The sequence below is a fragment of the Afifella sp. H1R genome (assembly GCF_021462425.1).
GTDB classification, from domain to species: Bacteria; Pseudomonadota; Alphaproteobacteria; order Rhizobiales; family Afifellaceae; genus Afifella; species Afifella aestuarii.
Window position 1 is genome coordinate 186703 of record NZ_JAKEDY010000002.1, and the last position, 26153, is coordinate 212855.

Sequence of the window (26153 nt, forward strand, 5' to 3'; positions counted from 1 at the left end):
CCGCCGGCAGGGCCTCGCATGCTGCAGCGCAATAATTTGTTGCGTCGCACAAAACTTTTCCTATATACTCTCCAGAAGCCTGAGGGGGGAGCAACCCAGGCAGAAACGGAAGGAGATCTTAGATGTCCAGTGAGCACGAATTCAATCAGGCTGGTGAAAAGGCTTTTGACGAGGCGGCTTCGGCCGCGCAGGATGCAGCCAATACTGCCGATCGCGCGTTTCAGGACGCCACCGAGAAGCTGTCGGAAATGTTCGGCATGACGCAGATGCAGATGCCCGAAGCTTTCCGGGCGATGACGGAGCGTTCTTTGGCGAGCGCGCGTGAGAATTACGCCCGCCTCAAAGCCGCTGCAGAAGAGTCCACGGACGTGATGGAAGATACTGTGGAAAACGCCCGCGAGGGTCTCCTGCAGGTGCAGTTCAAGGCGCTCGACAACGCCAAGGCCAACACCGATGCGGCGTTCGATCACGCCCGTCAGATGCTCGGTGTCACCTCGTTCGCCGACGCGATCCAGCTTCAGAGCGCCTTCATGCGGTCACGCTTCGAAGCGCTGATGGATCAAGGCAACGGCATGCGCGACCTTCTCACCAAGGTCACCGAGGACACGTCTCGCCCGGCCCGCACCGCGGCGAAGAAGAACCTCGACAAGGTCACGAGCCACTAAGCCTCTGTGACACGATCTGCGACGCCACCCGCAGAGGCGGCGCGCACCATGAACGAGCCCGGCATTTTGCCGGGCTTTTTTTTGGCACAGCGCCCGCGATGGGCGTGGGCCGGTAGAGGTTTGTGCCGACGCTGAAGGGGGGCGTGAACGAGGCCGCGAGAGCGGGTGTGCGACGCCGCCGCGGCGGAGTTTCTTCTCCGCCCCCTTCCCTTGGCGCCGCTCCTCGGCTAAGCGGTGCCGCAGAGGCGAGGAATCACAAGCCCGGGCGCCAGGATATGGCCCGCCGGCGCTTGAAATCTCCGGCGCGGAACACTAGGGTCCGCACCGCCTCAGCAGGACATGCGAACGTAGCTCAGTTGGTTAGAGCGTCGGATTGTGGCTCCGAAGGTCGGTGGTTCGAATCCACCCGTTCGTACCAGTTTTCTCCATAAAATCAGCAGCTTGATCGAACGCCGGAAACGGCGCGGCGGCGGCTCGCCCAAAGCGGCAATTCCTGCCAACCTCTAAAAAGCTGACGAGGCCAGATTCCACGTACGTTTGGTAGGATCGTGCTAGATCCTGGCCCACATGGCCTTTCCACGCGAGCCCTGGTCGCAGATCGCGGCGACGAATCCGATCGCGCGCCTCAAGCGGGAGATCGAGCGCCGCGCCGATGGGGTCGTGATCGGGCTATCGCCGGTGCGGCGTTCGCTGGAAAAGCGCCGGGAGCGGCGAGAAACCGAAACCGCTCTCCACCCTCCCGGCGAAAGTCCATTCGACGAGAAAGCCCGTTCGATATGGGCTCAAAAGTCATCCGAGCGAGCTGCTCGGCTTTGAAGCGCCTCGGTCATCTCCGGGGTCCACCAGTCGATGTCCAGAAGATCAGCCCAGGCCGGGACGTAATGGGCAGGCGAGTAGAGATGCCCATGGCCAATGGGTGCATCGGCGGCCACCAGCATGTCGAGTACTAGCTGAAAGCCCGTGACGATCGGAAACCAGCGAAGATCGTCGGAAACATCACTGCCCAGTGGCTCTTGCAGCCATTGCGGCCGGCGATAGAAATCAGCCGGAGAGAAGAACACGATCGGATCGCTGGGATATTGCAGGTACACAACGCGCAGTTCGCCCCACTCCGTGCCTGGCGGTGTCGACGATCCATCCTGGTCCATGAAGCGCACGAGGTGTCCACCACGGAAGACCGGGAGTCGCGCAAGCGAGCCAGCGTCTCTTGCCGCCGTAATCTGGCGCCACAAGCCGCTTCTGAAGGGAGGGCCGCTCCAGAGTGCGCCTTGAATCGGATCGCCGATCATCTCGAACAGGCTCGCCGAAATCTGCGAGTTCAAGGCGCCGAGGCTGAGACCGTGCAGATAGAGGCGCGGGCGCTCTCCTCGCGGCAGGTTCGTCCAGTGTCCGTAGACCGCCCTGAAAAGGGCCTGCGCCGTGTCGACGCCGTATTCCGCCTGCGCCAGAAGCGAGATCGGGCTGGCGAGATAGGAATACTGGACCGCCACGCTGGCGACATCGCCATCGGTCATGAACTCCAGCGGATCGGAGGCGGCGGGATCGAGCCAACCCGTGCCGGTCGGCGTCATGACAACAAGGACGCTTCGATCGAAACCGCCCTGGCGGATCAACTCGTCGAGGGCGAGCCTGGCTCGCTCCTCCGGCGTCTCCGCGCTGGGAAGCCCGACATAGACCCGGATCGGCTCCCGTGCGGGCCTGCCCGTCAGCGCGCTGATTTCATTCGCCTGCGGCACCGAGGCAACGAACTCGCGGCCGGCACGGCCGAGTTCGTCCCACTGCACGAGGGAACGGGCTCCACCTGTCCCGTCTGTGTCCATAGGCTGGGCACGCTCTGGTTCCAGCAGCGAGTCGAGCTGGCTGTAGGAGGCGTCGAGCACACGGAAGACGGAGCGGACCAGAAGATCGTTCGCGACCACCCAGATGATGAACGTGCTGAGAACCGCGGTCAGCACGATGGCTGCACGGTGCGGGATGAAGCGGCTGGTCAGTCGAAAGACGGATCTGGCGACGAGCCTGACGATGCCGATCAGCACCAGCATCACCCCCGCCACAGGGAGCGCAATGGCCACAACCATCACCGTATAGGTGATATCGACAGGCGGCAGGTCCATCAAAGCCCGCACGGAGTTCTGCCAGCCGATCGAGCACCAAAGAAAATACGATGACGCACCGAGACAGAGCACGGCCGACACTTTCTGCAGCATCGGGCCGGCATCGAGCCTCGACGGCAGTTCAAGGTAACGCCAGAGCGAAACGGCGGCGAGGCCGAGCCCGTATCCAAGAACGAAACAGAAGCCTGCCAGCAAGCCCTGCGCCGGCGCCTCGCGCGGCACGAGAGACGGCGTCAGCGACAGGCAGAACATCATCGTCCCTAGGAGCAAGCCGATCGTGGAATCGAGCTTTGCCGCGAACACCCACCGGATCATCGATATCGCCCCCGCTTGCCTATGCGGCCTCCGCCACCTTCAAAGTCCTGATCATCGGAGGTCGGGTAGCGGATCGGGTCCGCGGTGTCGATGCAGAGCCTGTCCTGCGACGGCGCAGCCCCTCGCAGCCCCTAAACCTGAAATGCGCGCTCTCGACGAAATCGCTGTCGGCAATGCCCGAGCTTGTCTTCATGAAATTCATCGCGGATCTCATCGCGCGCCGCCTTCAGATACCAGCGTATCATTTGTCGGAGGGGCCACGTGCCCATCGGCGTGGCGAGCCCTACCGCCGGGCAAAAATCGGCCTAAAAGACCGCCGGCCGCGCGGGGAGAGAATAACGCCTGTGGCGATCCCCAGAAGCAGCGCCCAGAGCGGCGCGCCGATGCCGAGAAAGGTGATGCCCGAGACGGTGGTCATAAACGTCACCAGGGCCGCTTCCCGTTTTTCCGGCTGCCCCAGCGCGGCGCTCAGGCTCGCACCGATCGTGTTCAGCAAGGCGAGACCCGCGACCGTCACCACCAGGGCTTTTGGGGCGATGAGAAACAGACTGATGACGGCCGCGCCCAGAAGCCCCACCACGCAATAGATGACGCCCGTCACGACGACGGCCTTGTAGCGGGTCTTCGGGTTCTCATCGGCCTCCGGCCCGGCGCAGATCGCCGCGGTGATGGCGGCGAGATTGAAGGCATAACCTCCGAAGGGTGCCAGAAGGAGCGTCGTCAGACCGGTGACGGTGAGACAGGCGGACACCGGCGGCTCGTATCCCGAGGCTTTTAGCGTGACGATGCCGGGCGTGTTCTGCGAGGCCATGGTGACGATGAAAAGCGGCAGCCCGACGCCGAGCAACACCGGCAGCGAGAAGGCCGGCATGGTGAAGACCGGCTGAGCGATCGAAAAATCGATCCCCTCCCCGGCCTGAAACGCCCCGGTCGCGGCGCAGAAGGCGCACCCCGCGAAGAGCACGGCGGGAATGGCAAAGCGCGGGAACCAGCGCCGGCCGGCGAGATAGACCGCGCACATCACCGCCACGAGGGGCAGATTGTCCTCCATGGAGGAAAAGATCCCGAGGCCGAACTGGAAAAGAATGCCCGCAAGCAGGGCGTTGCCGATGGTATCGGGAATGAGATGGGACAATCTTTCGAACCAGCCGGTGATGCCGGTCAGGGTCAGCAAGAGACCGCAGAAGAGAAAGGCGCCGATCGCCTCGCTCATCGCCACGCCATTGAGGCTGATGACGAGAAGTGCCGCGCCGGGCGTGGACCAGGCCGTCAGGATCGGCATCCGGTAGCGCAAGGAGAGGATGAGACCGCTGATCCCCATGCCGACGCCGAGCGCCAGCATCCAGCTGTTGGCCTCCGCCTGCGAGGCGCCCAGGACGTCGATCGCCTGGAAGATGATCGCGACGCTGCTCGTATAGCCGAGAAGCACGGCGATGCAGCCCGCAACGATGTGCGATAGTTTCAGCCCCGCCAGCATTTCAACCGTGCCTTTCCAGTTCCCGCGCGTTAGGAGTGCGTGCAATTCCGCGCCGGGCGTTATAACGTCCGTGCGTTATAGCGCACAACAGGCCATTTGAATGACCGAGGCAAAAATCCGGATCAATCTCAAGGCCGCGCGCAGCCGTGCGGGCCTCAGCCTGACGCAGGCGGCCGAGCTCACCGGCGTCAGCAAGGCCATGCTCGGGCAGATCGAGCGCGGGGAGTCGAGCCCCACGATCGCGACGCTCTGGAAACTCGCCAAAGGCTTCCAACTGCCGCTGACCGCGCTGATCGAGGACCTCATCCAAACCACGGGCAGCTTCGCGCCCGCAAAGGCCCGACCGGTCCAGTTTCAGGGCAGCATCGGCTTTCATACCGTCTTCCCGTTCGACCCCATCTTCGGCTCGGAGACGTTTTTAATCGTGCTCGAGCCGGGCCAGGTGCATATGTCGAATGCGCATGACACGGGCGTCGTCGAAGACGTCTTCGTCACCCGCGGCGCGATGGAGGTCTTGATCGCCGGAGAATGGAAGAGCTGCCGCTACGGCGATGGCCTTCGCTTTCCCGCCGACCAGCCGCACGGCTATCGCAACATGAGCCCAGAGATCGCGCACTTCCACAACACCATCCACTACCCGAAGACCGCTCTGTTCGAGACGACCAACCGGAACGCCACACCCGTCAAGACGAACAAGGCCGACGAGAAGACGTGACGTTTGCCACCAGCTTCGTCCGGGTGGCGTCAGATCGCCTCCAAAAATCCGAGGACGCCGGCTCCGACGATGCCGGCATCATCGGGATGCGGGATCGGCCGAATGGCGAGATGGCGCGTCGAAAGCGCCAGCGAGCGCTGATAGACGCTCTGGCGGATCGAGGCGAGGAAGGCCGGGCCGATGGCGGCGACGCCGCCACAGATGAAGACATGGCTCGGATTGAAGAAATTGACGAGGGTGGCGAGCATCCGCCCGACATCGGCGCCGGCACCGCGGATGATGGCATTGGCCGCCGGATCGCCTTCGCGGCTCGCGAGACCGACATCCTCCGGGCTCAGGGCGCCATGCGCCTGCAACAACTCCAGGAGACGCGGGCTTTCGCCTGAGCGGGCGGCCGCCGCGCCGGCGCGGGCGATCGCCGGGGCTGCTGCCATCGCCTCCACACAGCCGACATTGCCGCAATGGCAGACGGGACCTTTCGGATCGATGCAGATATGGCCGACGTCGCCTGCCGCCCCGTCGACGCCCCGATAGACCTGGCCGCGGCAAATGATGCCGCAGCCGATGCCGGTCGCGACCTTGACGACGAGGAAATCGTCGGCGCTGCGCGACAGATGCCACAGCGTGCCGAGGGCGAGGATGTTGACGTCGTTGTCGACGAAGATCGGCACGTCGAAATCGGCCGCCAGCGCCTGGCGCGGCGAAAAACCCTCCCAGAGCGGCATCAAGGGCGGGGTGGCGAGACAGGCGCTCTCGAAATCGACCGGTCCCGGCACGCCGATGCCGATCATGCGGATGCGCTCTCGCTCCTGGCCCATCTGTCGTAGCAGCAGATCGATCACATCGCGGAGGCGGGCAAACAACGGCTCCGGCTCGCCGCGCACGGAGATCGGCTCGCAGTGCCGGGCCATGATGCTCATGTCCGGCGACAGAAGGGCGACGTCCATATGGGTGGCGCGGATGTCGACGCCGGCGATCAGACCGTCGCGCAGCGTGACGCGCAGACCTTCGGCGCGGCGCCCGCCGGAGGAGGGTTGCGGCCCGATCTCGGTGATCAGCCCGGCGCCGATCAGATCGGTGATCGCCGCATTGATCTTGCTCTTGGAGAAATCGAGCCGGCCGGCCAGATCGCTGCGGGCACTGGTGCGCGCCCAAAAGACCTCGAGCAGCAGTCGGCGCTCAGTCGGCGACAATTGCGAAAAGCCGCGCATGTTTGACCTCATTGGATGCGCTTTGACCGTAAATAGACCGAACTTGACCATTGCTCAATCAAATTGCTGAGCGTAATTTTCGCTGCAATGAGGAGGACCCCTGGATGTCGAAGGCATCCGGAAGCGAGTTTTCCCGAGAATAAAAAAGGGCGTCGAGACAGGGCTCGGCGAGACAATCCGGCCCGCTCCCGCCCCTCAGGCGAAGGGAGGAAGGCCGTCATGGGCCTCGTCGTCGAGTTTCACGGGATCGCCAAGGATTTCGGCTCCGTGCGCGTGCTCCACGACGTCAGCTTCCGGCTGGAGGCCGGGCGCGTCTACGGCCTCATCGGCGAAAACGGCGCCGGCAAATCCACCTTGATGAAGATCCTCGCCGGCTACCACGAGCCGAGCGCAGGTACCGTCGTGATCGACGGCGAACCCGTCTCCTTTGCAAGCTCGCGCGAGGCGGAAGAGCGGGGCATCGTCATGGTGCACCAGGAGCTCAACCTCGCCGATGCGCTCACTGTGGTGCAGAACATGTTTCTCGGCCACGAGATCCGCAAAGGCTTCCTCCTCGACGAGAAGACGATGGCACGCCAGGCCGAGGCGGCGCTCGAAAGCGTCGGGGCGCACAGCCATCCCGACGACCGGGTCGGCGATCTGATCGTGGCCGAAAAGCAGCTCGTGGAGATCGCCAAGGCGCAGGTCCGCCACACCCGCGTCCTCATCCTCGACGAGCCGACGGCGAGCCTCACGCCCAACGAATGCGAACATCTCTTCAGCCTCATCGGCCAGCTGCGCGAAGAGGGCATCATCGTCCTCTACATCTCCCACAAGCTCGACGAGGTGGAGCGCGTCACCGACGAGGTGATCGTCATGCGCGACGGGCATTTCATCTCACAGGCCAAGACCGCCGAGACCTCGCGCGCCCGCATGGCGGCGCTGATGGTGGGGCGCGAACTTGCCGACATGTATCCGCCCAAACGTCCCGTCGCCTCGGCCGGCGAACCGCTCCTGCGCGTTGAAGATCTTTCCGTCCCGGGCTGGGCGCAGAACGTCTCCTTCTCCCTGATGCCGGGTGAGATCCTGGGTTTTGCCGGCCTCGTCGGCGCCGGTCGCACCGAGCTTTTCGAAGGTCTTCTCGGGCTTCGCCCCCGCTCCTCGGGGCGCATCTTCATGGGTGGCAAGGAGGTGCGCATGGGCGATCCGCGCGCCGCCGCCCGGCTCGGGCTCACCTATCTCTCCGAAGACCGCAAAGGGAAGGGGCTGCATGTCGGACGCGTCCTTTCCGACAATCTCACGCTCCTCGATCTCAAGACCTACACCCATCCCTTCCTCTCCCCCCGGGAGGAACGCGCAGCCCTCGACCGCGCCGTCGACGAATTCGGCATCCGCGTCGGCGACCGCGACGGTCTCGCCTCGTCTTTATCGGGCGGCAACCAGCAGAAACTCGCGATCGCCAAATATCTCGCCCCGGAGCCGCAGATCTTCGTCCTCGACGAGCCGACGCGCGGCGTCGATGTGGGCGCCAAGCGGGACATCTATTTTCTCATCGACCGCCTCGCCGCCGAAGGGCGGGGCATCATCGTCATCTCATCGGAATTGGTGGAGCTGATCGGTCTCTGTCACCGCGTCATCGTCATGCGCGACGGGCGCGTGACGGCCGAAGTGCCCGCAGACCGCCTCAGCGAAGAGGAGCTACTCAGCCATGCCATCGGCACAAGAACCGCAGCCGAATGAGGCTGAGGGCCAGAGCGCCCGCGCCTCGGCGCGCCGCCGGCTCGGAAAATTCGATTTAAGCAGCCAGGGTCCGATCCTCGGCCTCATCCTGCTCGCTATCGTCGGCACCGCGCTCAATTCCGATTTCGCCAGCCTCGCCAACTGGATGAACGTGCTGACGCGGACCTCCTTCATCGGCATCATCGCTGTCGGCATGACCTTCGTCATCATCTCCGGCGGCATCGACCTCTCGGTCGGTTCCATGGTGGCGCTGATCGCCGGCAGCATCATCCTGGTGATGAACAGCCTGGCCACGCATATCGATGCGCCGGTCCTGGTGGTCATCGTCGGAATGGCGGTTTCGCTCCTCATGGGTGCCGCCTTCGGCACCATGCACGGCCTCCTCATCACCAAGGGGCGGATCGAACCCTTCATCGTCACCCTCGGCACGCTCGGCACGTTTCGCGCCGTCCTCACCTGGCTTGCCGATGGCGGCGCCATCACCCTCGATTTCGGCCTCTCGCAGACCTATGGCCCGGTCTATTACGGCACGGTTCTGGGCATCCCGATCCCGGTCTGGGTGTTCCTCGGCGTCGCCGTCATCGGCACCGTGCTTTTGCGGCGCACCGCCTTCGGCCGCTACGTGCAGGCGATCGGCTCCAGCGAGCAGGTGGCGCGCTATGCGGCGGTCGACGTCGACCGCGTGAAAATCCTCACCTACGCGTTTCTCGGTCTCTGCGTCGGCATCGCCACTCTCCTCTACGTGCCGCGCCTCGGCTCAGCCTCCCCCACGACCGGCCTCTTGTGGGAGCTCGAAGCGATCGCCGCGGTGATCGTCGGCGGCACCTCCTTCAAGGGCGGGTCCGGCCGCGTCACCGGCACCGTGATCGGCGCCATCCTTCTTTCCGTCATCGGCAATATCCTCAACCTGACGAGCATCATCAGCGTTCATCTCAACGCAGCCGTGCAGGGTATCGTGATCATTTCCGTGGCGTTTTTGCAAAGGCGGCGGCCCTGATACGGGCCGCTCCCCAAGGACAAGACCGCCGACAAGCGGCATCGACACGAAAGCAACGATTGTTATCGATGGGAGAACTATAGAATGTCCGTCCTTGCGTCTCTAACGCGCCGCTCGGCTCTCGCCCTGGCGCTCGGCACCTCGGCGCTGATCGCCCTGCCCGGCATCTCGGCAGCCCAGGAAAAGGTCAATCTCGGCGTCTCCATTCCCGCCGCGACCCACAGCTTCACCGCCGGCATCGTGTGGTGGGCGAACGAGGCCAAGAAAGACCTCGAAGCCGCCCATCCCGACGACCTCCAGATCACCGTCAAGACCTCGAGCGGCGCGCCGGAACAGGCGAACCAGCTTCAGGATCTCGTCACCGTCACCGGCATCAACACCCTCGTCATCTTCCCGTTTGAATCCGCCGCCCTCACCCAGCCCGTCGCCCAGGCGAAGAACAAGGGCGTCTATGTCACCGTGGTCGATCGCGGCCTGACCGATCCGAGCGCGCAGGACGCCTATATGGCCGGCGACAACACGGCCTTCGGCAAGATCCCGGCGGAGTATTTTGCCAAGAAGTATGACGGCAAGGCCAATATCGTGGCGCTGCGCGGCATCCCGACCACGCTCGACAACGAGCGCTGGGAAGCCTTCACCAGCGTCATCGACGAACATCCCGACATGAAGATCCTCGACGCCCAGTACGGCAACTGGAACCGCGACGACGCCTTCAAGGTCATGCAGGACTTCCTGACCCGCTTCAAAGACATCGACCTCGTCTGGGCGGCCGACGACGACATGGCGATCGGCGTTCTCCAGGCGATCCGTCAGGCGGGCCGTGAAGGCGACATCAAGGAAGTGTTCGGCGGCGCCGGCGCCAAGGGCATGGTCAAGATGATCATGGACGACAGCAATCCGCTCATCAAAGCCGACGTCTCCTATTCGCCGAAATTCATCTACGAGGCGATCAAGCGGACGGCCGAGGCGCGCCTCAACGGCGAGGCCTTGCCCGAGACGACGATCCTTCCCTCCGAGCTGATCGACAAGTCGAACGCGGAAGACTTCTACTTCCCGGATTCGCCGTTCTGATCGTTTGAACGCCACATCGGGGCGGCCTTGCGACGAGGCCGCCCCACCCTGCCCTCGCCTCCGCCGTCACGGCGGACGGCAACCGACACCAAGACTGGGAGCCCGCGATGAAGACCCTGCGAGGACCGGCGATCTTTCTCGCCCAATTCGTCGGCGACACGCCGCCTTTCGACGACCTTTTCTCCATGGCGCGATGGGCTGCCGATCTCGGCTATCTCGGCCTGCAACTGCCGACGACGGCGGGCCTCTTCGATCTCGAAAAGGCGGCGGCCTCGAAGACCTATGCCGACGAGCTGAAGGGGCGCCTTGCCGAGGAGGGCGTGGAAATCACGGAGCTCTCCACGCATATCCAGGGCCAGCTCATCGCCGTCCATCCGGCCTATGACGAACTCTTCGACGGCTTTGCGCCGGAAGAAGTGCGCGGTAACCCGCAAGCACGCAGGGAATGGGCGGACGAGCAATTGCGCCTGGCCGCAAAGGCCTCCGTCAATCTCGGCCTGACCGCCCACGCCACCTTCTCTGGCGCCCTCGCATGGCCCTTCATCTATCCCTGGCCGCAGCGCCCGGCGGGGCTCATCGACGAGGCTTTTGCCGAACTCGGCCGGCGCTGGAAGCCGATCCTCGATGCCTATGACGAGGCCGGCGTCGATCTCTGCTACGAGCTGCATCCGGGCGAAGATCTCCACGACGGCGCGACCTTCGAGCGCTTCCTCGCCGAAGTCGGCGATCACCCGCGCGCCTCGATCCTCTACGACCCGTCGCATTTCGTGCTGCAGGCGCTCGATTATCTCGATTTCCTCGACATCTATCACGAGCGCGTGCGCGCCTTTCACGTGAAGGATGCCGAGCTTCGCCCGAACGGGCGCTCCGGCGTCTATGGCGGCTATCAGGGCTGGATCGACCGGCCCGGCCGCTTCCGTTCGCTCGGTGACGGCATGGTCGATTTCAAGGCGATCTTCTCCAAGCTCGCCCAGTACGATTTCGACGGCTGGGCGGTTCTGGAATGGGAATGCGCCTTGAAACATCCCGAGGACGGAGCCCGCGAAGGCGCTCCCTTCATCCGCGACCACATCATCCGCGTCACCGAGCACGCCTTCGACGATTTTGCCCAAAGCGGCGCCGACGCGGCCACCAACCGCCGCCTGCTCGGCCTCACATAAGGACGATATTATGAGCCAACCCCCCATCCGTCTCGGCATGGTCGGCGGCGGCACCACCGCCCTCATCGGGCCGGTCCACCGCATCGCCGCGCGCATGGACGATCGGTTCGAGCTCGTGGCCGGTGCCTTCGACAGCGATCCGGCGCGCGGCCGGGAGTTCGCCGAAACGCTGAGGCTGGCGCCCGAGCGCGCCTACGGCACGTACGAAGAGATGCTCGAAGCCGAAGCGGCGCGCGACGACAAGATCGACGCCGTCGTCATCGTGACGCCGAACTTCCTGCATTTCCCGGTCGCCAAGGCGGCACTGGAAGCCGGGTTCCACGTCATCTGCGAGAAGCCGATGACGACCACTTTGGAGGAGGCGAGAAGTCTCGCCGCGCTCGTGAAGGAGACCGGCAAGAGCTTCGTCCTCACCCACACCTATACCGGCTATCCGATGGTGCGGCAGGCGCGCGAGATGGTGGCGGCGGGCGAAATCGGCACCCTTCGCCGCGTGGAGGTCGAATATCTCCAGGACTGGCTCGCCACGGCCGTCGAAAACACAGGCTCCGAAGGCGCGGTCTGGCGCACCGATCCCGCCAAGGCTGGCCAGGGCGGCGCCATCGGCGACGTCGGCACCCATGCCTACAACCTCGCCGCCTTCGTGGCCGGCGAAGAGCCGACGCATCTTCTCGCCGAGCTTGCCTCCCTCGTTTCCGGCCGCTCCGTCGACGACGATGCGATGATCATGATGCGCTACGCCTCGGGCGCCAAGGGCGCGATCCTGGCGAGCCAGGTCCTGCCCGGCAACGGCAACAATCTCTCGATCCGCATCTATGGCGACAAGGGCGGGCTCGAATGGTGGCAGGAGCGGCCGGAGGAATTGTGGTTTACGCGTCTCGGCGAGCCGCGCCAGCTCCTGCGCCGCAACGGGGCGGGCGCGACCGCGGCCGCGATCGCCGGCAGCCGGGTGCCGGCCGCCCATCCCGAAGGCTATCTGGAGGCTTTCGCCAACATCTACCGCGACGCCGCCGACGCGCTTCGCTCTCCGCCGGGCTCTGAATTCATCCCGAACGCCAATGACGGCGTGCGCGGCCTCGCCTTCGTCGCCGCCTGCCTCGCCTCCGACCGTGCGGGCAACGTCTGGACGAAAATCGAAGATTAAGTGTCGACGCCGGCCCGTCCGATCGGGCCGGCTGTCATTGCGCGGCGGCGCGCCGTTCCGGCAAAGGCGGCAGCACGGCGTCCTTCAGAAGCAGCGACGCCGGATGCGTGAGCGCGGCGAGCGAGCCGGTCGGCACTTCTTCGACGACCCGGCCCTCGTCCATGACGACGACGCGTTCGGCAAATCTCTCCGTCAGCCGCAGATCATGGGTGACGAAGAGATAGGCGATCCCCTCGCTTTTCTGGAGTTTTGCAAGGAGCGCGATGGCCGAGGCCTGGAGATGGACGTCGAGATCGGAGACGGCCTCGTCGAGGATGATCAGCTTCGGCCGCGGCGCCAGCGCACGTGCGATGCAGACGCGCTGCAACTGCCCGCCGCTCACTTGTGACGGCAGCATGCCGGCGATGGAGGCCGGAAGCTCCACCATCTCCAGCAATTCGCCGATGCGTGCCTCGCGGGCCCGCCCGTCGAGATCCGTCAGATGGCGAAGCGGCTCGGCGATGATCGCACGCATGTCGAAGCGCGGATCGACGGCACTGACGGAATCCTGAAAGACCATCTGAACGTCGCGGCGAAAGGCGCGCCTTTGCGCCCGCGTGAGATGCCGCAGATCATCGCCGCGGTAGAAGACCCGGCCGCGACCGAGCTGCTCCAGCCCGCACAAGAGACGGGCGAGCGTGCTCTTGCCGCAGCCGCTGCGCCCGAGAAGGCCCACGGTCTCGCCTTCTTCGATCGACAGCGAGACCCCGTCGAGCGCCATACGCGAGGCGCTCGCCCCGACGAGCGAGTAGGTCTGGTAGTGTTTTGCGACATTCTCGGCGCGCAGAAGGCTCATTCGGCCAGCTCCATTCCGTAGCGCGCGAGATGCGCCCCGACGAGCATGCGCGTCACGGGATGCTTCGGCCGGTGGAAGATCTCATCGACGGAGGCCGTCTCGACCAGGCGGCCATGGTCGAGCACGGCGACATCGTCGGCAAGCCGGGCGACGACGCCCATATCGTGCGTGACGAGGAGAACGCCGAGATCGTGCTCGCGCACAAGCCCTTCCAGCAGAGCGAGAATGCGCATCTGCACGACCACGTCGAGATCCGTCGTCGGCTCGTCGGCGACGAGAAACGGCGCTTCGCTCAAAAGCGCGATGGCGATCATCATCCGCTGCAGCATGCCGCCGCTCATCTCGAACGGGTAAAGGCCGAGAACGGCCTCCGGCTCGTCGAGCCCCACCTCGCGCAAGGCGGCTTCGATCTTTCCCTCCGCATCGCGGCGCGATCGGCCGATCGCCGTCAGCGTCTCCATGACATGCTCGCGCATGGTCTTGACCGGATTGAAGGCACTGCGCGGGTTCTGCATGATCGTGGCGACCGTTCGCCCCCGCAACATCTCGGCGGGGCGAACCTCGCCATCGACCAAGATGCGCCCGCCGATCCGTGCGACGCCCGGCGGCAGAACCCCAAGCGCCGCCGAGCAGCTCAGTGATTTTCCGGAACCGCTCGCGCCGACGAGCGCAAGCACGCGGCCGCGCGTCAGCTGCAAGGAGAGATCGTCGACGAGCAGGCGGAAGGTTTCGGCGCCGGTCGCGATCGTCAGATTTTCGAGCGTGAAATGCTTCGGTGTCAGTGACAATGCTCGGCCCTCAAATGCGGATCGAGACGGTCGCGCAAGACATCGCCCAGAATGTTGAAGGCCATGACGCTGATGAAAAGCGCAAATCCCGGCCAGAAGATCAGCATCGGCGCGGTCCACACGAACTGGCGGGCATCGCTGATCATCACGCCCCATTCGGCGGTGGGTGCCGTCACGCCGAGGCCCAGAAACGACAGGCCCGCGACGTGCAGCATCATGTGGCCGATATCCAAGGTCGCGAGCACGAGGAGCTGCGACAGCGTCGCCGGCAGAAGATGCTCGACGAAGCTGCGCGTGCGGCTCGCCCCGGCGAGGCGCGCGGCCATGAGGAACTCGCGGTGGCGCAGCGACAGCACGATGCCGCGGACGATGCGCGCGTACCAGGCCCAATGCGAGAGCGCGATGGCGATGATGACGTTGACGAGACCGGTGCCCAGCATGCCGATCATGAACAGCGCCAGGACGAGCGTCGGAAACGTCAGAAAAACGTCGGTGATGCGCATGATCACCTGATCGATGCGGCCGCCGATGAAGCCGGAAGCGCCGCCGATCGTGATGCCGAGGACGAGGATGATGGCAAGCGACACCGCGACCGATCCGAGCGAGACGCGCGTGCCCGCGATCAGCCTGGAAAGAATGTCCCGGCCGAGATGGTCGGTTCCGAGCCAATGGGCCATGTCCGGCGACATCAGCCGGTCGCCCAGCTCCACCTGGTTCGGATCGTAAGGCGAAATCCACGGGCCGAAAACGGCGGCAAAGACAAGCACCACGACGATGGCAACGGCGAGACGCACCGTCGTCCGTCCGCCCCAGGCGCGCCAGCGCGCGACCTTCATGGGAAGTGCCATGTCGCTCATTTCACGCCCTCGGAGGACAGCCGGATGCGCGGATCGGCGACGGCATAGACGATGTCGACGATCAGATTGCAGACGACGAAAATCACCACCATCATCAGCGTAAAGCACTGGATGACCGGATAATCCCGGTTGAGGACGGCGGACACGGCATAGCGCCCGACACCCGGCCAGCCGAAAATGCTCTCGATGATCAAGGTGCCGCCGAGCATCTCGCCGATATGCATGCCGATCGCCGTGATGATCGGCAGCCAGGCGTTGCGGAGGATGTGCGAGCGCTCGACCTTGCGCTCAGAAAGCCCCCGCAGCCTTGCGTAGCGCACATGCCTCTGCCCCGCGACTTCCAGCATGCTCGCACGCAGCAAGCGCGCATTGATCGCGAGCGACATGAAGGAAATGGCGATGGCCGGCATGACGATGTGCGAGACGCCGCCGCGGCCCATGGAGGGCAGCCAGCCGAGCTCCACCGAAAACAAGAGCACAAGCAGGAAGCCGAGCCAGAAATTCGGCATCGAGACGCCGACGAAGGCGAGAAGCCTCACGGCCTGGTCGGGCCAGCGCTCGCGGTAGCGCGCCGCCCAGACGCCGAGGGGGATCGAGATGACGAGGGTCAGGGCGAGCGCCACGCCGGCAAGCTGAAGCGTCGCCGGCAGGTAGTGCAGAAGGTCCGGCAGGACCGGGCGCTGCGTCGCGAAGGAGACGCCGAAATCGAGGTGCAAGGCGTTGTTCAGCCAATCGAAATACTGAACGAAGATCGGCTGATCGAGGCCCAGCATCTGGCGCGCGTCTTCGAGCGCCTGTGGCGTCGGCGGCACTTTGGAAAGCCGCAGATAATCCATCGCCGGATCGCTCGGCCCGAGCCTCAAGAGCAGGAAGATGACGAGCGAGGCGCCGAACAGCATCGGGACGAGCAGCAGAACCCGCTTCAGGATGAAACCCGCCATGGAGATCAATTCTCCTGCGGCTTGAGACGATCGAACGGGATCTCGCTCGACAAGGCGCCGAAAGGCACGGCGCCGACTTCCGGCTTCGCCACGGCAATCGCCGTGACATAAGTCAGCGGCAGATAGACGGCCTCTTCGTGCAGACGGGTGAAGATGTCGCGATAAAGCTCCTGGCGGGCTTTCTCATCCGTCGAGACCAGGACCTCGCCGATTTCGGCGTCGATCTTCGCCTTATCGGCGAGGCCTTGCTGCGCCTCGTAATCGGCATGCGAGGGGATGCGCATCGAGCTCACGAACGCATGCGGATCGTAGGGCGCGCCCCAGGTCATGTTGAAGATCATCCCGAAGCGGCCGTCGCGCTGGCGCGCATAGATGCTGCTTTCTTCCTCGCCCGTCAGCTTGACGTCGATGCCGACCTTGCGAAGGTCGCCCTGGATGATTTCTGCCATGGATTTCGCTACGGCATCCGTTCCCGGAAAGCAGAGCTCGATCTCCAAAGGTTCGCCGTCCTTCTCGCGGATCGCCCTGTCGCTTTCGGCGTGCCAGCCATCCTCTTCGAGCAGCCTTTTCGCCTCTTCCGGATCGAAGAGGTACGGCTTCAGGCCGATATCGGCATAGGGAACGTTGGGAGCGAAGAGCGTGTCGGCGCGGCGCTGCGTGTCGTAAAGGACGGTCGCGATCATCTTGTCCTTGTCGACGGCATGATTGATCGCCCTGCGCACAGAGAGGTCGCGCGTCGCGCCGCGATTGGTGTTGAGCGCCAGCATCTTGGTTTCGTAGGGCTCGGAGAGCTCCGTCGTGTAGATGCCCATCTGCCGAAAGCGCTCGAAGGTATCGGGGGTGATCGGCCCATCGACGCCGTAAATCAGATCGATCTCGCCGGTCTCGAAGGCGATCGCCCGCGTGTTCGGATCGGAGATCACCTTCACGACGATTTTCTCGTAAGCCGGTTTTTCACCCCAATAGCTGTCGTTTCGAACGAACACGTCCCGCTCGCCGAGGCGGGTTTCTTGAAGCTTCCAGGGGCCGGTTCCGATAGGCTCGAGAATGCCGTCCTTCGTGCCGCCGTCCTTGAACATGGAGGGCGCGATAAACCGGAACGGGCGCGGAAGCGCGAGCTCCTGGAGAAGCGGGTAATAGCTGTCCTTCAACGTCAGTTTGAGCGTGTCGCTGTCGACGGCCTCAACGGAAACGATCTGGTTGGCGAGTTCGAGCCAGGCATGGCGCGATCGATTGGCCAGAATGGCGTCGAAATTGGCCTTGACCGCCGCTGCATCGAACACCTCCCCGTTGGAAAAAGTCACGCCTTTGCGCAGCTTGAACGTATAGGTCTTGCCGTCGTCCGAAGATTGCCAGGATTGCGCCAGGCACGGCTCCAGCGTGCCGTCGGCGCGGTAGCGCACCAGCGGCTCGTAGACCATGTTCTGCGCGAACATCTGGTTCGGCGAATAAAGATGCGGGTTGAGCCAGCCGACATTGACCGGCCACGAAAAGGTGAGGGTCGCACCGGCCGAGGCCGACGCATGCGGCACGAGTGAAAGGGCTGCGCCCACACAGAACGCGATCACGCGGAGAGTTTTAAACATCGGCCTTGAGGGGAGAAGGACGGAGTATGAACTATTTCAGTACCCTCATACTTCCCCTACGTGTCAACCCCGCCGGCAGGGACCCTGCCCTGCGGGTCCCCGAAAAAAAGCATGGCGTTTCGCGAGGTCAAACGACCGCCCATGCAGCTTCCGCCCTCAACCGTTTCGGACCGCAACTTTCACGTGGATGGAATGGTGTTAGCGGCGAAAAGGCCGCTCAATGCTCGTGGTCATCGTGAGACCCGCCGGAATGCGGGGAAGCGTCCCCTCCAGCCGCCAGAGCTCCGGTCAAAGGTCCGCTCAGCCGGCCGATCAGCGGAATGATGTGGAGTTTGCCATAGCGCACGCCCCGCTGGCTGCTGACACTGTCGGCAAATTTGCGCAAATCGCCCGCAGTGCCGGCGAGAAGCGACACTTCGAGGCAGTTCTGTGCATTGATGTGCACATGCGTCGTGGCGATCGACAGCGCATGATGCGCGTGATGATTGTCCGTGAGCCGGTTCGGCAGGTCGCGGATCGCGTGATCGTACACATAGGTGAGTGAGCCGTAGCAGAGCTGGTCGTTGCCGAGTGGCTCTCCCGATTCGGTCGCCTCGCGCGCCAGAACCTCGCGGGCCATGTCGCGCAACGCCTCGGAGCGGCTTTGATAGCCGCGCTCTTCGCTCAAAGCGTCGATCTCCTTGAGGAGGTCTTCTTCGAGAGTGATGGTGATCCGTTCCATACCGCCTGCCATTGGCGCCGTCTGTCCGACACTATGGCCCAGGAATAGCCGCGACCGCATCGGAAAACGAGCCCGCAACGAGGTCCGTCCACCCATGGGATGCGGGGGCCAAGGAGAGACCTGCCCAAGAGATGCAGATCGCGCGCACACAAAAGGCCGTCGCACCATCACGCCAAATAATATGATTTAAAAACGCATATTTTATTTGCTTATGCGGCCTGCGGTGATATGGCGAGGAGATCGCGATCCCGCGCGCATCGCCAGCGACCGTTCCGACGGATGCGGGAGCGTGAACCCTGCGCCGGCCGTCTCTCCGACACGCAAACTGGGACGGCCGGCGCACTCTCTCCGACGCTGCCGGTCTCCCAGCCGGCTGCGCCTTTGCCGCAAGAGGAAAGGTTCGCATGCGCCATCTGAGTGCGAGAGCCGTCGTCTCCATCGCCGACCCCGAGCCGATCGTCGAGGCGGTCTGTGCCCATCTTGCCGAATACGACACCGACATTCGCCGCGACGGGGGCACCCATCGGATCTTCTACGACTTCGGGAGCGGCTCGCTGCGCGCTTTGTCTGAAGCCATCGAGCTTGAAGCAGAAGCTCGGGACATCTCGGGTCTCTTTTACATGCGCATGGCGCTCGCCGCCCATGTCAAGGAATTCGCCGGCGCGCCCTCGCCCGAGATCGTCTGGGCGGGCGACGGCGACGACATCGAAACCCCGCCGAACTTCCGCCCGGTCAGCGTCCGCAAGGTGCGCGACATCACTCCGCATATGCGCCGGATCACCTTTGCGGGCGAGGGCCTCGACCGCTTCGCCGATGACGAGAACCTGCATCTCGGTCTGATCATTCCGCCCGAGGGCGGCGAACTGGTCTGGCCGACAGTCGGCCGCGACGGTCTCCTGAAATGGGATCCGGAGAGGCCGACGCCCGCGCTGCGGCGCTATACGGTGCGAAGCTGCGACCCCGCCGCCGGAACCCTCGACATCGACTTCGTTCTCCATGACGACGCTGGTCCCGGCACGGCATTCGCCTTGCGCGCACAGCCAGGCGTGATGGCGGGTCTTGCCGGCCCGGTCGGAGGCAGCATCGTGCGCGGTCGCGACTGGTATCTCCTCGCCGGCGACGAAACGGCGCTTCCGGCCATCAGCCGATTTCTGGAGATCCTTCCCGCCGACACGCCGGGCCGCGCCTTGATCGAGGTCGCCGGACCTCAGGAGGAGCAGCCGATCGGCAACGGCGCGATCACGGTCGAGTGGATCCACCGCGGCGCGGACAGGCCGGGCCTTCGCCTGTGCGAGGCCGTCCGCGCCGTCGAATTCCCGCCATCTGCCTCTTCGCCTTATGTCTGGGCGGCTTGCGAGTTCAACGCCTTCAAGGCAATCCGCAACCATCTCCGCACCGAGCGCGGACTGAAAAAGCAGGACCACCTCGTCGTCGCCTATTGGCGGCAGGGTGAGCTCGTGGATCAGGCGCCGGAAAACGAGTGACGCTCGCGCCCGCCGCGCCGCATCCGACCAGCGGAATCTCCTTGCTTCAAAAAGCTCTCAGGCGATCGCGACCGGGCGGTGGGTCTCGTCGACGGCGACCATCACGAACGTCCCCTTGCCGCACAGCCGGCGGTTTTCCGACAGGAGCGCCTCGGCGATCATCGTCACCTCGACGGTCATCGAGGAGCGCCCGGTCGCCACGATCGAGGGGTTGAGCTCGATCATCTCGCCGGCGACGACCTGATCCATGAAATCGACGCGTTGCGAGGCGGCCATGACGACGATTTTTCGGCAATGTCGGGTCGCTGCGACGAACGCGGATTTGCCCATCGCGGCAAGGACGTGGCCGCCATAGAGGCTGCCGTAATGGCTCGTCTGATCGGGAAAGACGATCTCGCACGAGCCGCTTTCAGACACCGCCATCTCGGGTTCGTCCGACAGGGGCGGCAGCGCGCCGCCATACCGCTCCAACGTATCGGCGGCCACCATGTTGAAGACGCCCCGCGTCGACAGGCGCCGTTCGCCGGACAGCGGCGCCTCGGCGACGAGATCAACCTCGACACCGAGCGAACGGCGGCCGACACGCACCACCTTTCCCGTCAGCTCGACGATTTCCCCGACATGCGCCGGGACGTGAAAATCGATGCGTTCGCAGGAGGCGGTGACGAAGTCGACATGCGCGTAACGCGAGGCGACGAGGAAGGCGACCTTGTCCATATGCGCAAGGCCGATGCCGCCGAAGAGCGTGCCATGGTGATTGGCGTCGCCGGGAAAGACGAAGTCGATCAGTCGGGTGAAGCCGTTGGCGGGACGCCCCAACGCGTTCTCCGCGCTTGTCTCCGGCGCGTTCATTGTGCGCGCTCCGCCGTTTCAGCACGCAAATGTTCTGCTGCCATGATCATGTCGAGACCTCCCCATCCCAAGCGCTCAAGCTGCTCTGTATCGCCGCCGCAGAAGGCCTGCGAACCTCATCCCAGGGGCGCAGAGCCTGACCACCTTCCCGCCTCAAGCGCACCGCAGCGCACACCGTCAAGGCGAACTTTCTGCCGATCGCCCAGGCGCAACCTCTGAGGCCCAATCTATCCGCCCGACCTTTGGGAAGCCCAACGAAACCCCGCAAAGGCGCCGTGCGCGCGCCGCCTCTGCGGCCTTTTGCCCCCTCTCCCATAGCCATCCATTCTCGCAGGAGGCCGCGCCGCCGGGCGCCATCGGCAGGCTTCATCCGCCGCTGTCAAAAGCGAAAGCGACTTCCAATCAAGCTCATGCGCCTGCGATTCATCTTGACGCGACGGCCGCGATCGTGGTCCGGTCCTTTCGACGGTGCCTCTTTAGAGGCTCAAAAGGGAACGCGGTGCGGGCGATGCTCAAATCCGCGACTGTCCCCGCAACTGTGAGCGGCGAATCGCTCGTCACAATGCCACTGGCCCCGAGGGTACCGGGAAGGCGGCGACGCGATCATGACCCGCAAGTCAGGAGACCTGCCGTCAACCGTGGTCACGCGCGGTCACGTCGGTCGGGGATGTGCCGATGGGATAGACTTCATGAGCCCTTGCGCATGAAGCGTCCTCGATCGCGGTGATGTGCCAACCGGCCGTGCGCCGCCCTTGAGGTCGTCCTGTGTTTTTCTCCCGCCCCTCGCGTGAAGGCGTTCCGCCGCAACGCTTCGTCGCCGTTTGTGCCGGCGTTTTCGTCGCCGCCGGCATGTCTCCGGCCGCCGCGCAGGACGATGACGTCATCGAACTCCCCGAACTCTCCGTCACGGCGAACCTGACGGCGACGCCCCTCACGGAGGTCGGCAGCGCCGTGACCGTCATCACCGGCGAAGAGCTGAAACAGCAGAACATCCACGACGCGACGGAAGCGCTGCGCCAGGTGCCGGGCGTCATCGTCAATGCGGCCGGCCCGCGCGGCCAGTTCACGCAGCTTCGCATCCGCGGCTCTGAAGGCAACCAGACCAAGATTTTCGTCGACGGCATCCCCGTCAACGACCCGGCGCGCGGTTCGGAATTCGATTTCGCGCATCTTCTTGCCGACAACATCGAGCGCATCGAGGTGCTGCGCGGGCCGCAGAGCGCGCTCTATGGCTCCGATGCGATCGGCGGCGTCGTCAACATCATCACCCGGCGCGCCGAACCCGGCACGCATCTGACGGGCCGCCTCGAAGCCGGTTCGCACAAGACGTTGAGCGGCAACGCCACGATCGGGACGGCCGGCACCAACTACGATTTCATCGCCGGCGCATCCGGCGTGCGCACGGATGGAATCTCGGTTGCCGATGAACGCCTCGGCAACAGGGAAGACGACGGCTACGAAAACGGCACCCTCTTCGCCAAGGGCGGCGTCGACGTCACCGACTGGCTCAATCTTTCAGGCGTCGCGCGTTACACGCGCCTGCGCACCGATCTCGATTCGGAAGGGTTTCTGCCCTCCGTCGGCCATACCGGCCCGCTCGATTCCAATCAGGACATGAAGGGCGACCAGCTTTTCACCCGCGCTCAGGCGAAGGTGACGCTCCTCGACGGGCACTGGGAGCAGCTCGCCGGCATCTCCTACACCGATCAGACCCGCGATTATCGCGATCTCGACCCGACCACGGTGACCAGCACTTACGAAGGCGAGCGGCTGCAGTTCGATTACCGCTCGACCTTCATGTTCGATACGCCCGCCATCGCCAATGCCGGGCATACGCTCACCTTTGGGGTCGAGCGGGGTGAAGACAGCGCCGTCTCCGACAGCGCCTGGTCGTCCTTCGATCGCTCCATCACCTCGACGGGCTTCATCGGCCAGTATCAGCTGAGCCTGTTTGAGGACCTGTCGCTGACGGCGGGCCTCCGCCACGACCTGAACGACGTCTTCGAGGATGCCACCACCTACCGGCTGACCGGCGCCTACAATTTCCGCCAGACCGGCACCAAGCTCCACGCCTCCTACGGCACCGGCGTGAAGAACCCGACGCTCTTCGAACTCTACGGCTACACCAACACCTATCGCGGCAATCCGGATCTCGAGCCGGAAGAGGCGAAAGGCTTCGACGTCGGCGTCACGCAGGCCTTCTGGGCAAACCGGGCCTCGCTCGACGTCACCTATTTCAATCAGGAGATCTCCAACCTCATCACCGGCTCGGGCCAGTCCTCGATCAACCAGCCGGGAGAATCCAAGATCGATGGCGTGGAAGTCGCCCTGACGGTCGAGCCGATCGACAATCTGACGGTGACAGGCTCCTACACCTATACGGACGGCGAGGACCCGACCGGCGACGAATTGATCCGCCGGCCGCAGAACGTCGCCAGCCTCGTCGTCAACTACGCGTTCCTTCAGGGGCGCGCCAACGTCAACGTCTCGGTCGATTACAACGGCGAGCAGAAGGACTGGGTGTGGACCGACGCCTTCTACGTGAACCGCGAAACGATCACCCTCGATCCCTACACGCTCGTCGATGTCGCCGCCTCCTACGACATCACCGACAACACCCAGATCTACGGCCGGGTCGAAAACCTCCTCGACGAAAAGGCCTATGATCAGTGGGGCTATGACCGGGAAGGCGTCAGCGCCTATGCCGGAGTTCGGCTGACATTCTAATGCCTGGGCGTTGGCTCACGTATTGTCTGGCAGCCGTTGCGGTCCTCGCCATCGCCGATGCTCCTCCGGCGGCGGCGAGGCCGCAGCACATCGTCTCGATCAATCTGTGTGCCGATCAGCTTCTGATGCGGCTTGCAGATCCCGATCAGATCGCCTCGCTCAGCTACTTCTCGCGCGACGCCTCCATGTCGAACCTGTCTGAGGAGGCCAGCGCGTTTCCGCGCAATCGCGGCCTCGCCGAGGAGGTGATGCGCTACAAACCCGACATGGTCTTTGCCGGGCGCTACACGAAGCGCGTCACCGTCGATCTGTTGAAGCGGATCGGCGTCGATGTTGTGGAACTCGACGTGCCGCGCTCGCTTCCCGACGTCGAAGCCCAGATCCGCCGCGTCGGCGCCGAGCTCGGCCAGGAGGCGCGGGCGGAGGCCTTGGTGCGGGAGATGGAGGCGCGGCTTGCGACCGAAGAGGTGCCGGCCTCCGAGCGTCCGTCGGCGATCGTCTACGAACCGAACGGCTATACGGTCGGCGCCGGCTCGATCATCAACGTCCTCATCTCGCTCGCCGGCCTTGAAAATCTCGCCGCCGAGAAAGGGCTTGAAAGCTACAGCCGGTTGCCGCTCGAAAAACTCGTGGCCCTGTCGCCCGACGTGCTCGTCGTCGGCGATTATCGCGACGCGCCGGCCGTCGCCAACGAGATCCTGCACCATCCGGTCCTCTCGCGCATGCCGCGGCCGATGGAGATCGTCTCCGTCCCGCAGCGTCTGTGGATGTGCGGAGGACCGGACATCTTCAAGGCGGTCGAGGTCTTGCGCCAGGCGGCCGACAAAGCGAGGGCGCGGCAATGAGTGAGATCGCGCTTCAAGCCACCGGGTCGGCAGCCGGCTACCGCAGGCTCCTCGGCGTCCTGTCGCTCATGCTTCTCGTCGCCTTCGTCCTGTCGCTTGCCATCGGCTACGGTCCCTTCGATTTCGGTGCCGCGCTCAACAGTGCGCTCTCCGGAAAGGACGATCTCCGCGCCCTCGTCCTCATCGAAATCCGGCTGCCGCGGGCCCTTCTCGGGCTCTTCGTCGGCTTCGCGCTCGGCCTTGCCGGCGCCGTGATGCAGGCGTTCTTGCGCAATCCGCTCGCCGAACCCGGCATCATCGGCATTTCGGGGGCCGCCGCCTTCGGCGCCGTCGTCATCTTCTATTCCGGACTTGCGGCCGTCTCCTCGCTGCTTCTGCCCATCGGCGGGATCGCGGCGGCCCTTGCCGCCGGCCTTCTCCTCTTCGCCGTCGCCGGGCGGAACGCCAACACGGCGACGCTCATCCTCGCCGGCATTGCGGTGAACAGTCTTGCCGGCGCCCTCGTCTCGCTCGTTCTCAACCTGTCGCCCAATCCCTTCGCGGCCACCGAAATCATGTTCTGGCTGATGGGCTCGTTCGCCGATCGCAGCCTGACGCATGTCGCCATCGCGCTTCCACCGATCCTCGCCGGCTGCATCGCGCTCTTCTTGACGTCGCGGGCGCTCGATGCCCTGGCGCTCGGCGAGGATACGGCCACGAGCCTCGGCTTCGATCTGCGCATCACCCGCGCCCTCCTCGTCGGCGGCGTCGCACTTGCAGTCGGCGGCGCCGTCGCCGTCAGCGGCACGATCGGCTTCGTCGGCCTCGTCGTGCCGCATCTCTTGCGCCCCTTCGTCGCCTACCGCCCAAGCCTGCTTCTGCCGGCAAGCGCGCTCGGCGGCGCGATCCTGACGCTTTCCGCCGACATCGCCGTGCGTCTCATCCCGACGCAGCCGGAACTGAAACTCGGCGTCGTCACGGCCGTTATCGGAGCACCCTTCCTGTTCTCGCTCGTCTGGCGCATGCGTGGAGACCTCAGATGATCATCTCAGCCTCCGGCATCGGCGTGAAAAGAGGCGAGGCGACGATTCTGCAGAGTGTCGACTTCGTCGCGCGCGCCGGCGAAGTGGTCGGGCTCATCGGCCCGAACGGCGCCGGCAAATCGACCCTGCTCGAGGTCATCGCCGGTCTGCGCAAACCGGAACTCGGCCAGGTCTTCTACGACGGCAAGCCCGCCGCATCCGTGCCGCGACGCAGCCTGGCGCGCCGCCTCGCCTATCTGAAGCAGGATGCCACGGTCGACTGGCCTCTCTCCGTTGAAAAGGTCGTCGCTCTCGGCCGCCTACCCTATTCCGGCCTCTTCGCCGCACACGACAGGCGCGCCGATGACAGAGCCATCCGCGCCGCCATGGAGACGGCCGGCATCGCCCAGTTCGCGGAGCGCAACGTGCAGACGCTCTCCGGTGGCGAACGCGCCCGGGTTCTCCTCGCCCGCGCGCTCGCCGTCGAGGCGGAGACGCTTCTCGCCGACGAACCCGTCGATGCGCTCGACCCCCTGCATCAGCTCAATGTCATGGAGCTCCTGCGCAGAACCAGAGACCGCGGCACCGGCATCGTCGTCGTGCTGCACGACCTCACCCTCGCCTCGCGGTTCTGCGACCGTCTCGTGCTCCTCGATCGCGGCCGGGTCGCCGCCGAAGGCGCGCCGCAGGATGTTCTCACCGACGACATCCTCGCCCAATGCTACGGCGTGCGTGCCTTGACCGGCATCCATGCGGGTGGGCGTTTCATCGTGCCCTGGCAGAAAGCCTCACACCCATCGCATGATTTGAAGACGGACCGCCTCGCCCCGCCCCTGATCGCCAACGGGCACGGCCATATCGTGCCCGTCAATGGCGCGCAGCAACGGCGGACCCTCGATTCCTGAAGGCCATTCCCCCCAGGCCATTT

The 26153-nt window shown here is 64.6% G+C and carries 22 protein-coding genes, 1 tRNA gene, 1 pseudogene and 1 riboswitch; of the genes and pseudogenes, 14 read left to right on the forward strand and 10 right to left on the reverse strand.

The genetic code is table 11. The annotated features are described in order from the left end of the window. Positions 1–122 precede the first annotated feature (122 nt). From L0F51_RS12530 to L0F51_RS12540, 3 genes and pseudogenes are all read left to right on the forward strand, one after another. Complete coding sequence (locus L0F51_RS12530) at positions 123–665, forward strand: phasin family protein (RefSeq protein WP_234629568.1); 543 nt, start codon at positions 123–125, stop codon at positions 663–665. Between the two features lie 341 nt (positions 666–1006). Next, a tRNA-His gene (locus tag L0F51_RS12535) sits at positions 1007–1083 on the forward strand. A gap of 137 nt (positions 1084–1220) precedes the next feature. Continuing rightward, positions 1221–1343, forward strand: a pseudogene (locus L0F51_RS12540) (transposase); the annotation flags it as partial. A 104-nt stretch (positions 1344–1447) separates the two neighbouring features. Here the strand turns inward: L0F51_RS12540 and L0F51_RS12545 are convergent. After that, the gene (locus L0F51_RS12545; protein WP_234629569.1) at positions 1448–3094 is read right to left on the reverse strand and encodes an alpha/beta-hydrolase family protein; all 1647 of its coding nucleotides are present in this window, start codon (positions 3092–3094) and stop codon (positions 1448–1450) included. A gap of 283 nt (positions 3095–3377) precedes the next feature. Beyond that, a complete protein-coding gene (locus tag L0F51_RS12550; protein ID WP_234629570.1) occupies positions 3378–4616 on the reverse strand; it encodes a benzoate/H(+) symporter BenE family transporter in 1239 nt (412 codons plus the stop codon). A 55-nt stretch (positions 4617–4671) separates the two neighbouring features. On the opposite strand from L0F51_RS12550, the gene L0F51_RS12555 reads away from it, so the two are divergent. Next, positions 4672–5286 carry a helix-turn-helix domain-containing protein gene (locus L0F51_RS12555; protein ID WP_234629571.1) on the forward strand — a complete coding sequence of 205 codons (615 nt, stop codon included), beginning with the start codon at positions 4672–4674 and terminating at the stop codon, positions 5284–5286. 29 nt (positions 5287–5315) lie between these two features. Here L0F51_RS12555 and L0F51_RS12560 read toward each other — a convergent pair whose 3' ends face one another. Next, positions 5316–6497, reverse strand: a complete 1182-nt coding sequence (locus L0F51_RS12560; RefSeq protein ID WP_234629572.1) for an ROK family transcriptional regulator — start codon at positions 6495–6497, stop codon at positions 5316–5318. Between the two features lie 219 nt (positions 6498–6716). Here L0F51_RS12560 and L0F51_RS12565 point away from each other — a divergent pair, with 219 nt between their 5' ends. The 5 genes from L0F51_RS12565 to L0F51_RS12585 all read left to right on the forward strand — a co-directional run bounded on the left by L0F51_RS12565 (position 6717) and on the right by L0F51_RS12585 (position 12588). Further along, positions 6717–8216: a sugar ABC transporter ATP-binding protein gene (locus tag L0F51_RS12565; protein WP_234629573.1), complete on the forward strand. Its 1500-nt coding sequence runs from the start codon at positions 6717–6719 to the stop codon at positions 8214–8216. Further along, positions 8185–9213, forward strand: a complete 1029-nt coding sequence (locus L0F51_RS12570; RefSeq protein WP_234629574.1) for an ABC transporter permease — start codon at positions 8185–8187, stop codon at positions 9211–9213. The genes L0F51_RS12565 and L0F51_RS12570 overlap by 32 nt, the downstream gene beginning before the upstream one ends. An 84-nt stretch (positions 9214–9297) precedes the next feature. Further along, positions 9298–10284: a substrate-binding domain-containing protein gene (locus L0F51_RS12575; protein ID WP_234629575.1), complete on the forward strand. Its 987-nt coding sequence runs from the start codon at positions 9298–9300 to the stop codon at positions 10282–10284. 107 nt (positions 10285–10391) lie between these two features. After that, positions 10392–11444 carry a sugar phosphate isomerase/epimerase gene (locus L0F51_RS12580; protein ID WP_234629576.1) on the forward strand — a complete coding sequence of 351 codons (1053 nt, stop codon included), beginning with the start codon at positions 10392–10394 and terminating at the stop codon, positions 11442–11444. Between the two features lie 10 nt (positions 11445–11454). Beyond that, complete coding sequence (locus tag L0F51_RS12585; RefSeq protein WP_234629577.1) at positions 11455–12588, forward strand: Gfo/Idh/MocA family protein; 1134 nt, start codon at positions 11455–11457, stop codon at positions 12586–12588. Between the two features lie 34 nt (positions 12589–12622). Here the strand turns inward: L0F51_RS12585 and nikE are convergent, their stop codons facing one another. The 6 genes from nikE to nikR form a co-directional block, all read right to left on the reverse strand. Beyond that, complete coding sequence (nikE, locus tag L0F51_RS12590; RefSeq protein ID WP_234629578.1) at positions 12623–13423, reverse strand: nickel import ATP-binding protein NikE; 801 nt, start codon at positions 13421–13423, stop codon at positions 12623–12625. Further along, on the reverse strand, positions 13420–14205 hold the full coding sequence (gene nikD / locus L0F51_RS12595; protein WP_234630337.1) for a nickel import ATP-binding protein NikD: 786 nt from the start codon (positions 14203–14205) through the stop codon (positions 13420–13422). Before nikD ends, nikE begins: the two co-directional genes overlap by 4 nt. Continuing rightward, positions 14202–15059 (reverse strand): nickel ABC transporter permease subunit NikC, encoded by an 858-nt coding sequence (gene nikC / locus L0F51_RS12600; RefSeq protein ID WP_370642437.1) that lies wholly within the window; start codon positions 15057–15059, stop codon positions 14202–14204. Before nikC ends, nikD begins: the two co-directional genes overlap by 4 nt. 5 nt (positions 15060–15064) lie before the next feature. Next, complete coding sequence (gene nikB / locus L0F51_RS12605) at positions 15065–16009, reverse strand: nickel ABC transporter permease subunit NikB (protein ID WP_234629580.1); 945 nt, start codon at positions 16007–16009, stop codon at positions 15065–15067. A gap of 5 nt (positions 16010–16014) precedes the next feature. Continuing rightward, the gene (gene nikA, locus L0F51_RS12610; protein ID WP_234629581.1) at positions 16015–17595 is read right to left on the reverse strand and encodes a nickel ABC transporter substrate-binding protein; all 1581 of its coding nucleotides are present in this window, start codon (positions 17593–17595) and stop codon (positions 16015–16017) included. Between the two features lie 217 nt (positions 17596–17812). After that, complete coding sequence (gene nikR / locus L0F51_RS12615) at positions 17813–18316, reverse strand: nickel-responsive transcriptional regulator NikR (RefSeq protein WP_128292267.1); 504 nt, start codon at positions 18314–18316, stop codon at positions 17813–17815. A gap of 404 nt (positions 18317–18720) precedes the next feature. Between nikR and L0F51_RS12620 the strand changes: the two genes are divergently transcribed. Next, a complete protein-coding gene (locus L0F51_RS12620) occupies positions 18721–19800 on the forward strand; it encodes a siderophore-interacting protein (protein WP_234629582.1) in 1080 nt (359 codons plus the stop codon). Positions 19801–19857: 57 nt separating this feature from the next. Here the strand turns inward: L0F51_RS12620 and L0F51_RS12625 are convergent, their stop codons facing one another. Further along, positions 19858–20652 carry an acyl-CoA thioesterase gene (locus tag L0F51_RS12625; RefSeq protein ID WP_234629583.1) on the reverse strand — a complete coding sequence of 265 codons (795 nt, stop codon included), beginning with the start codon at positions 20650–20652 and terminating at the stop codon, positions 19858–19860. Positions 20653–21101: 449 nt separating this feature from the next. Further along, positions 21102–21301, forward strand: a riboswitch (cobalamin riboswitch). Positions 21302–21417: 116 nt separating this feature from the next. Here L0F51_RS12625 and L0F51_RS12630 point away from each other — a divergent pair. The 4 genes from L0F51_RS12630 to L0F51_RS12645 are packed head-to-tail and all read left to right on the forward strand — an operon-like array spanning position 21418 to position 26130. After that, positions 21418–23379 (forward strand): TonB-dependent receptor domain-containing protein, encoded by a 1962-nt coding sequence (locus L0F51_RS12630; RefSeq protein ID WP_234629584.1) that lies wholly within the window; start codon positions 21418–21420, stop codon positions 23377–23379. Next, positions 23379–24224 carry an ABC transporter substrate-binding protein gene (locus tag L0F51_RS12635; RefSeq protein WP_234629585.1) on the forward strand — a complete coding sequence of 282 codons (846 nt, stop codon included), beginning with the start codon at positions 23379–23381 and terminating at the stop codon, positions 24222–24224. Before L0F51_RS12630 ends, L0F51_RS12635 begins: the two co-directional genes overlap by 1 nt. Then, entirely contained in the window at positions 24221–25246 is a 1026-nt protein-coding gene (locus tag L0F51_RS12640; RefSeq protein WP_370642399.1) for a FecCD family ABC transporter permease, read from the forward strand. Before L0F51_RS12635 ends, L0F51_RS12640 begins: the two co-directional genes overlap by 4 nt. Beyond that, positions 25243–26130: an ABC transporter ATP-binding protein gene (locus L0F51_RS12645; protein ID WP_234629586.1), complete on the forward strand. Its 888-nt coding sequence runs from the start codon at positions 25243–25245 to the stop codon at positions 26128–26130. The genes L0F51_RS12640 and L0F51_RS12645 overlap by 4 nt, the downstream gene beginning before the upstream one ends. The last annotated feature ends 23 nt before the right edge of the window (positions 26131–26153 follow it).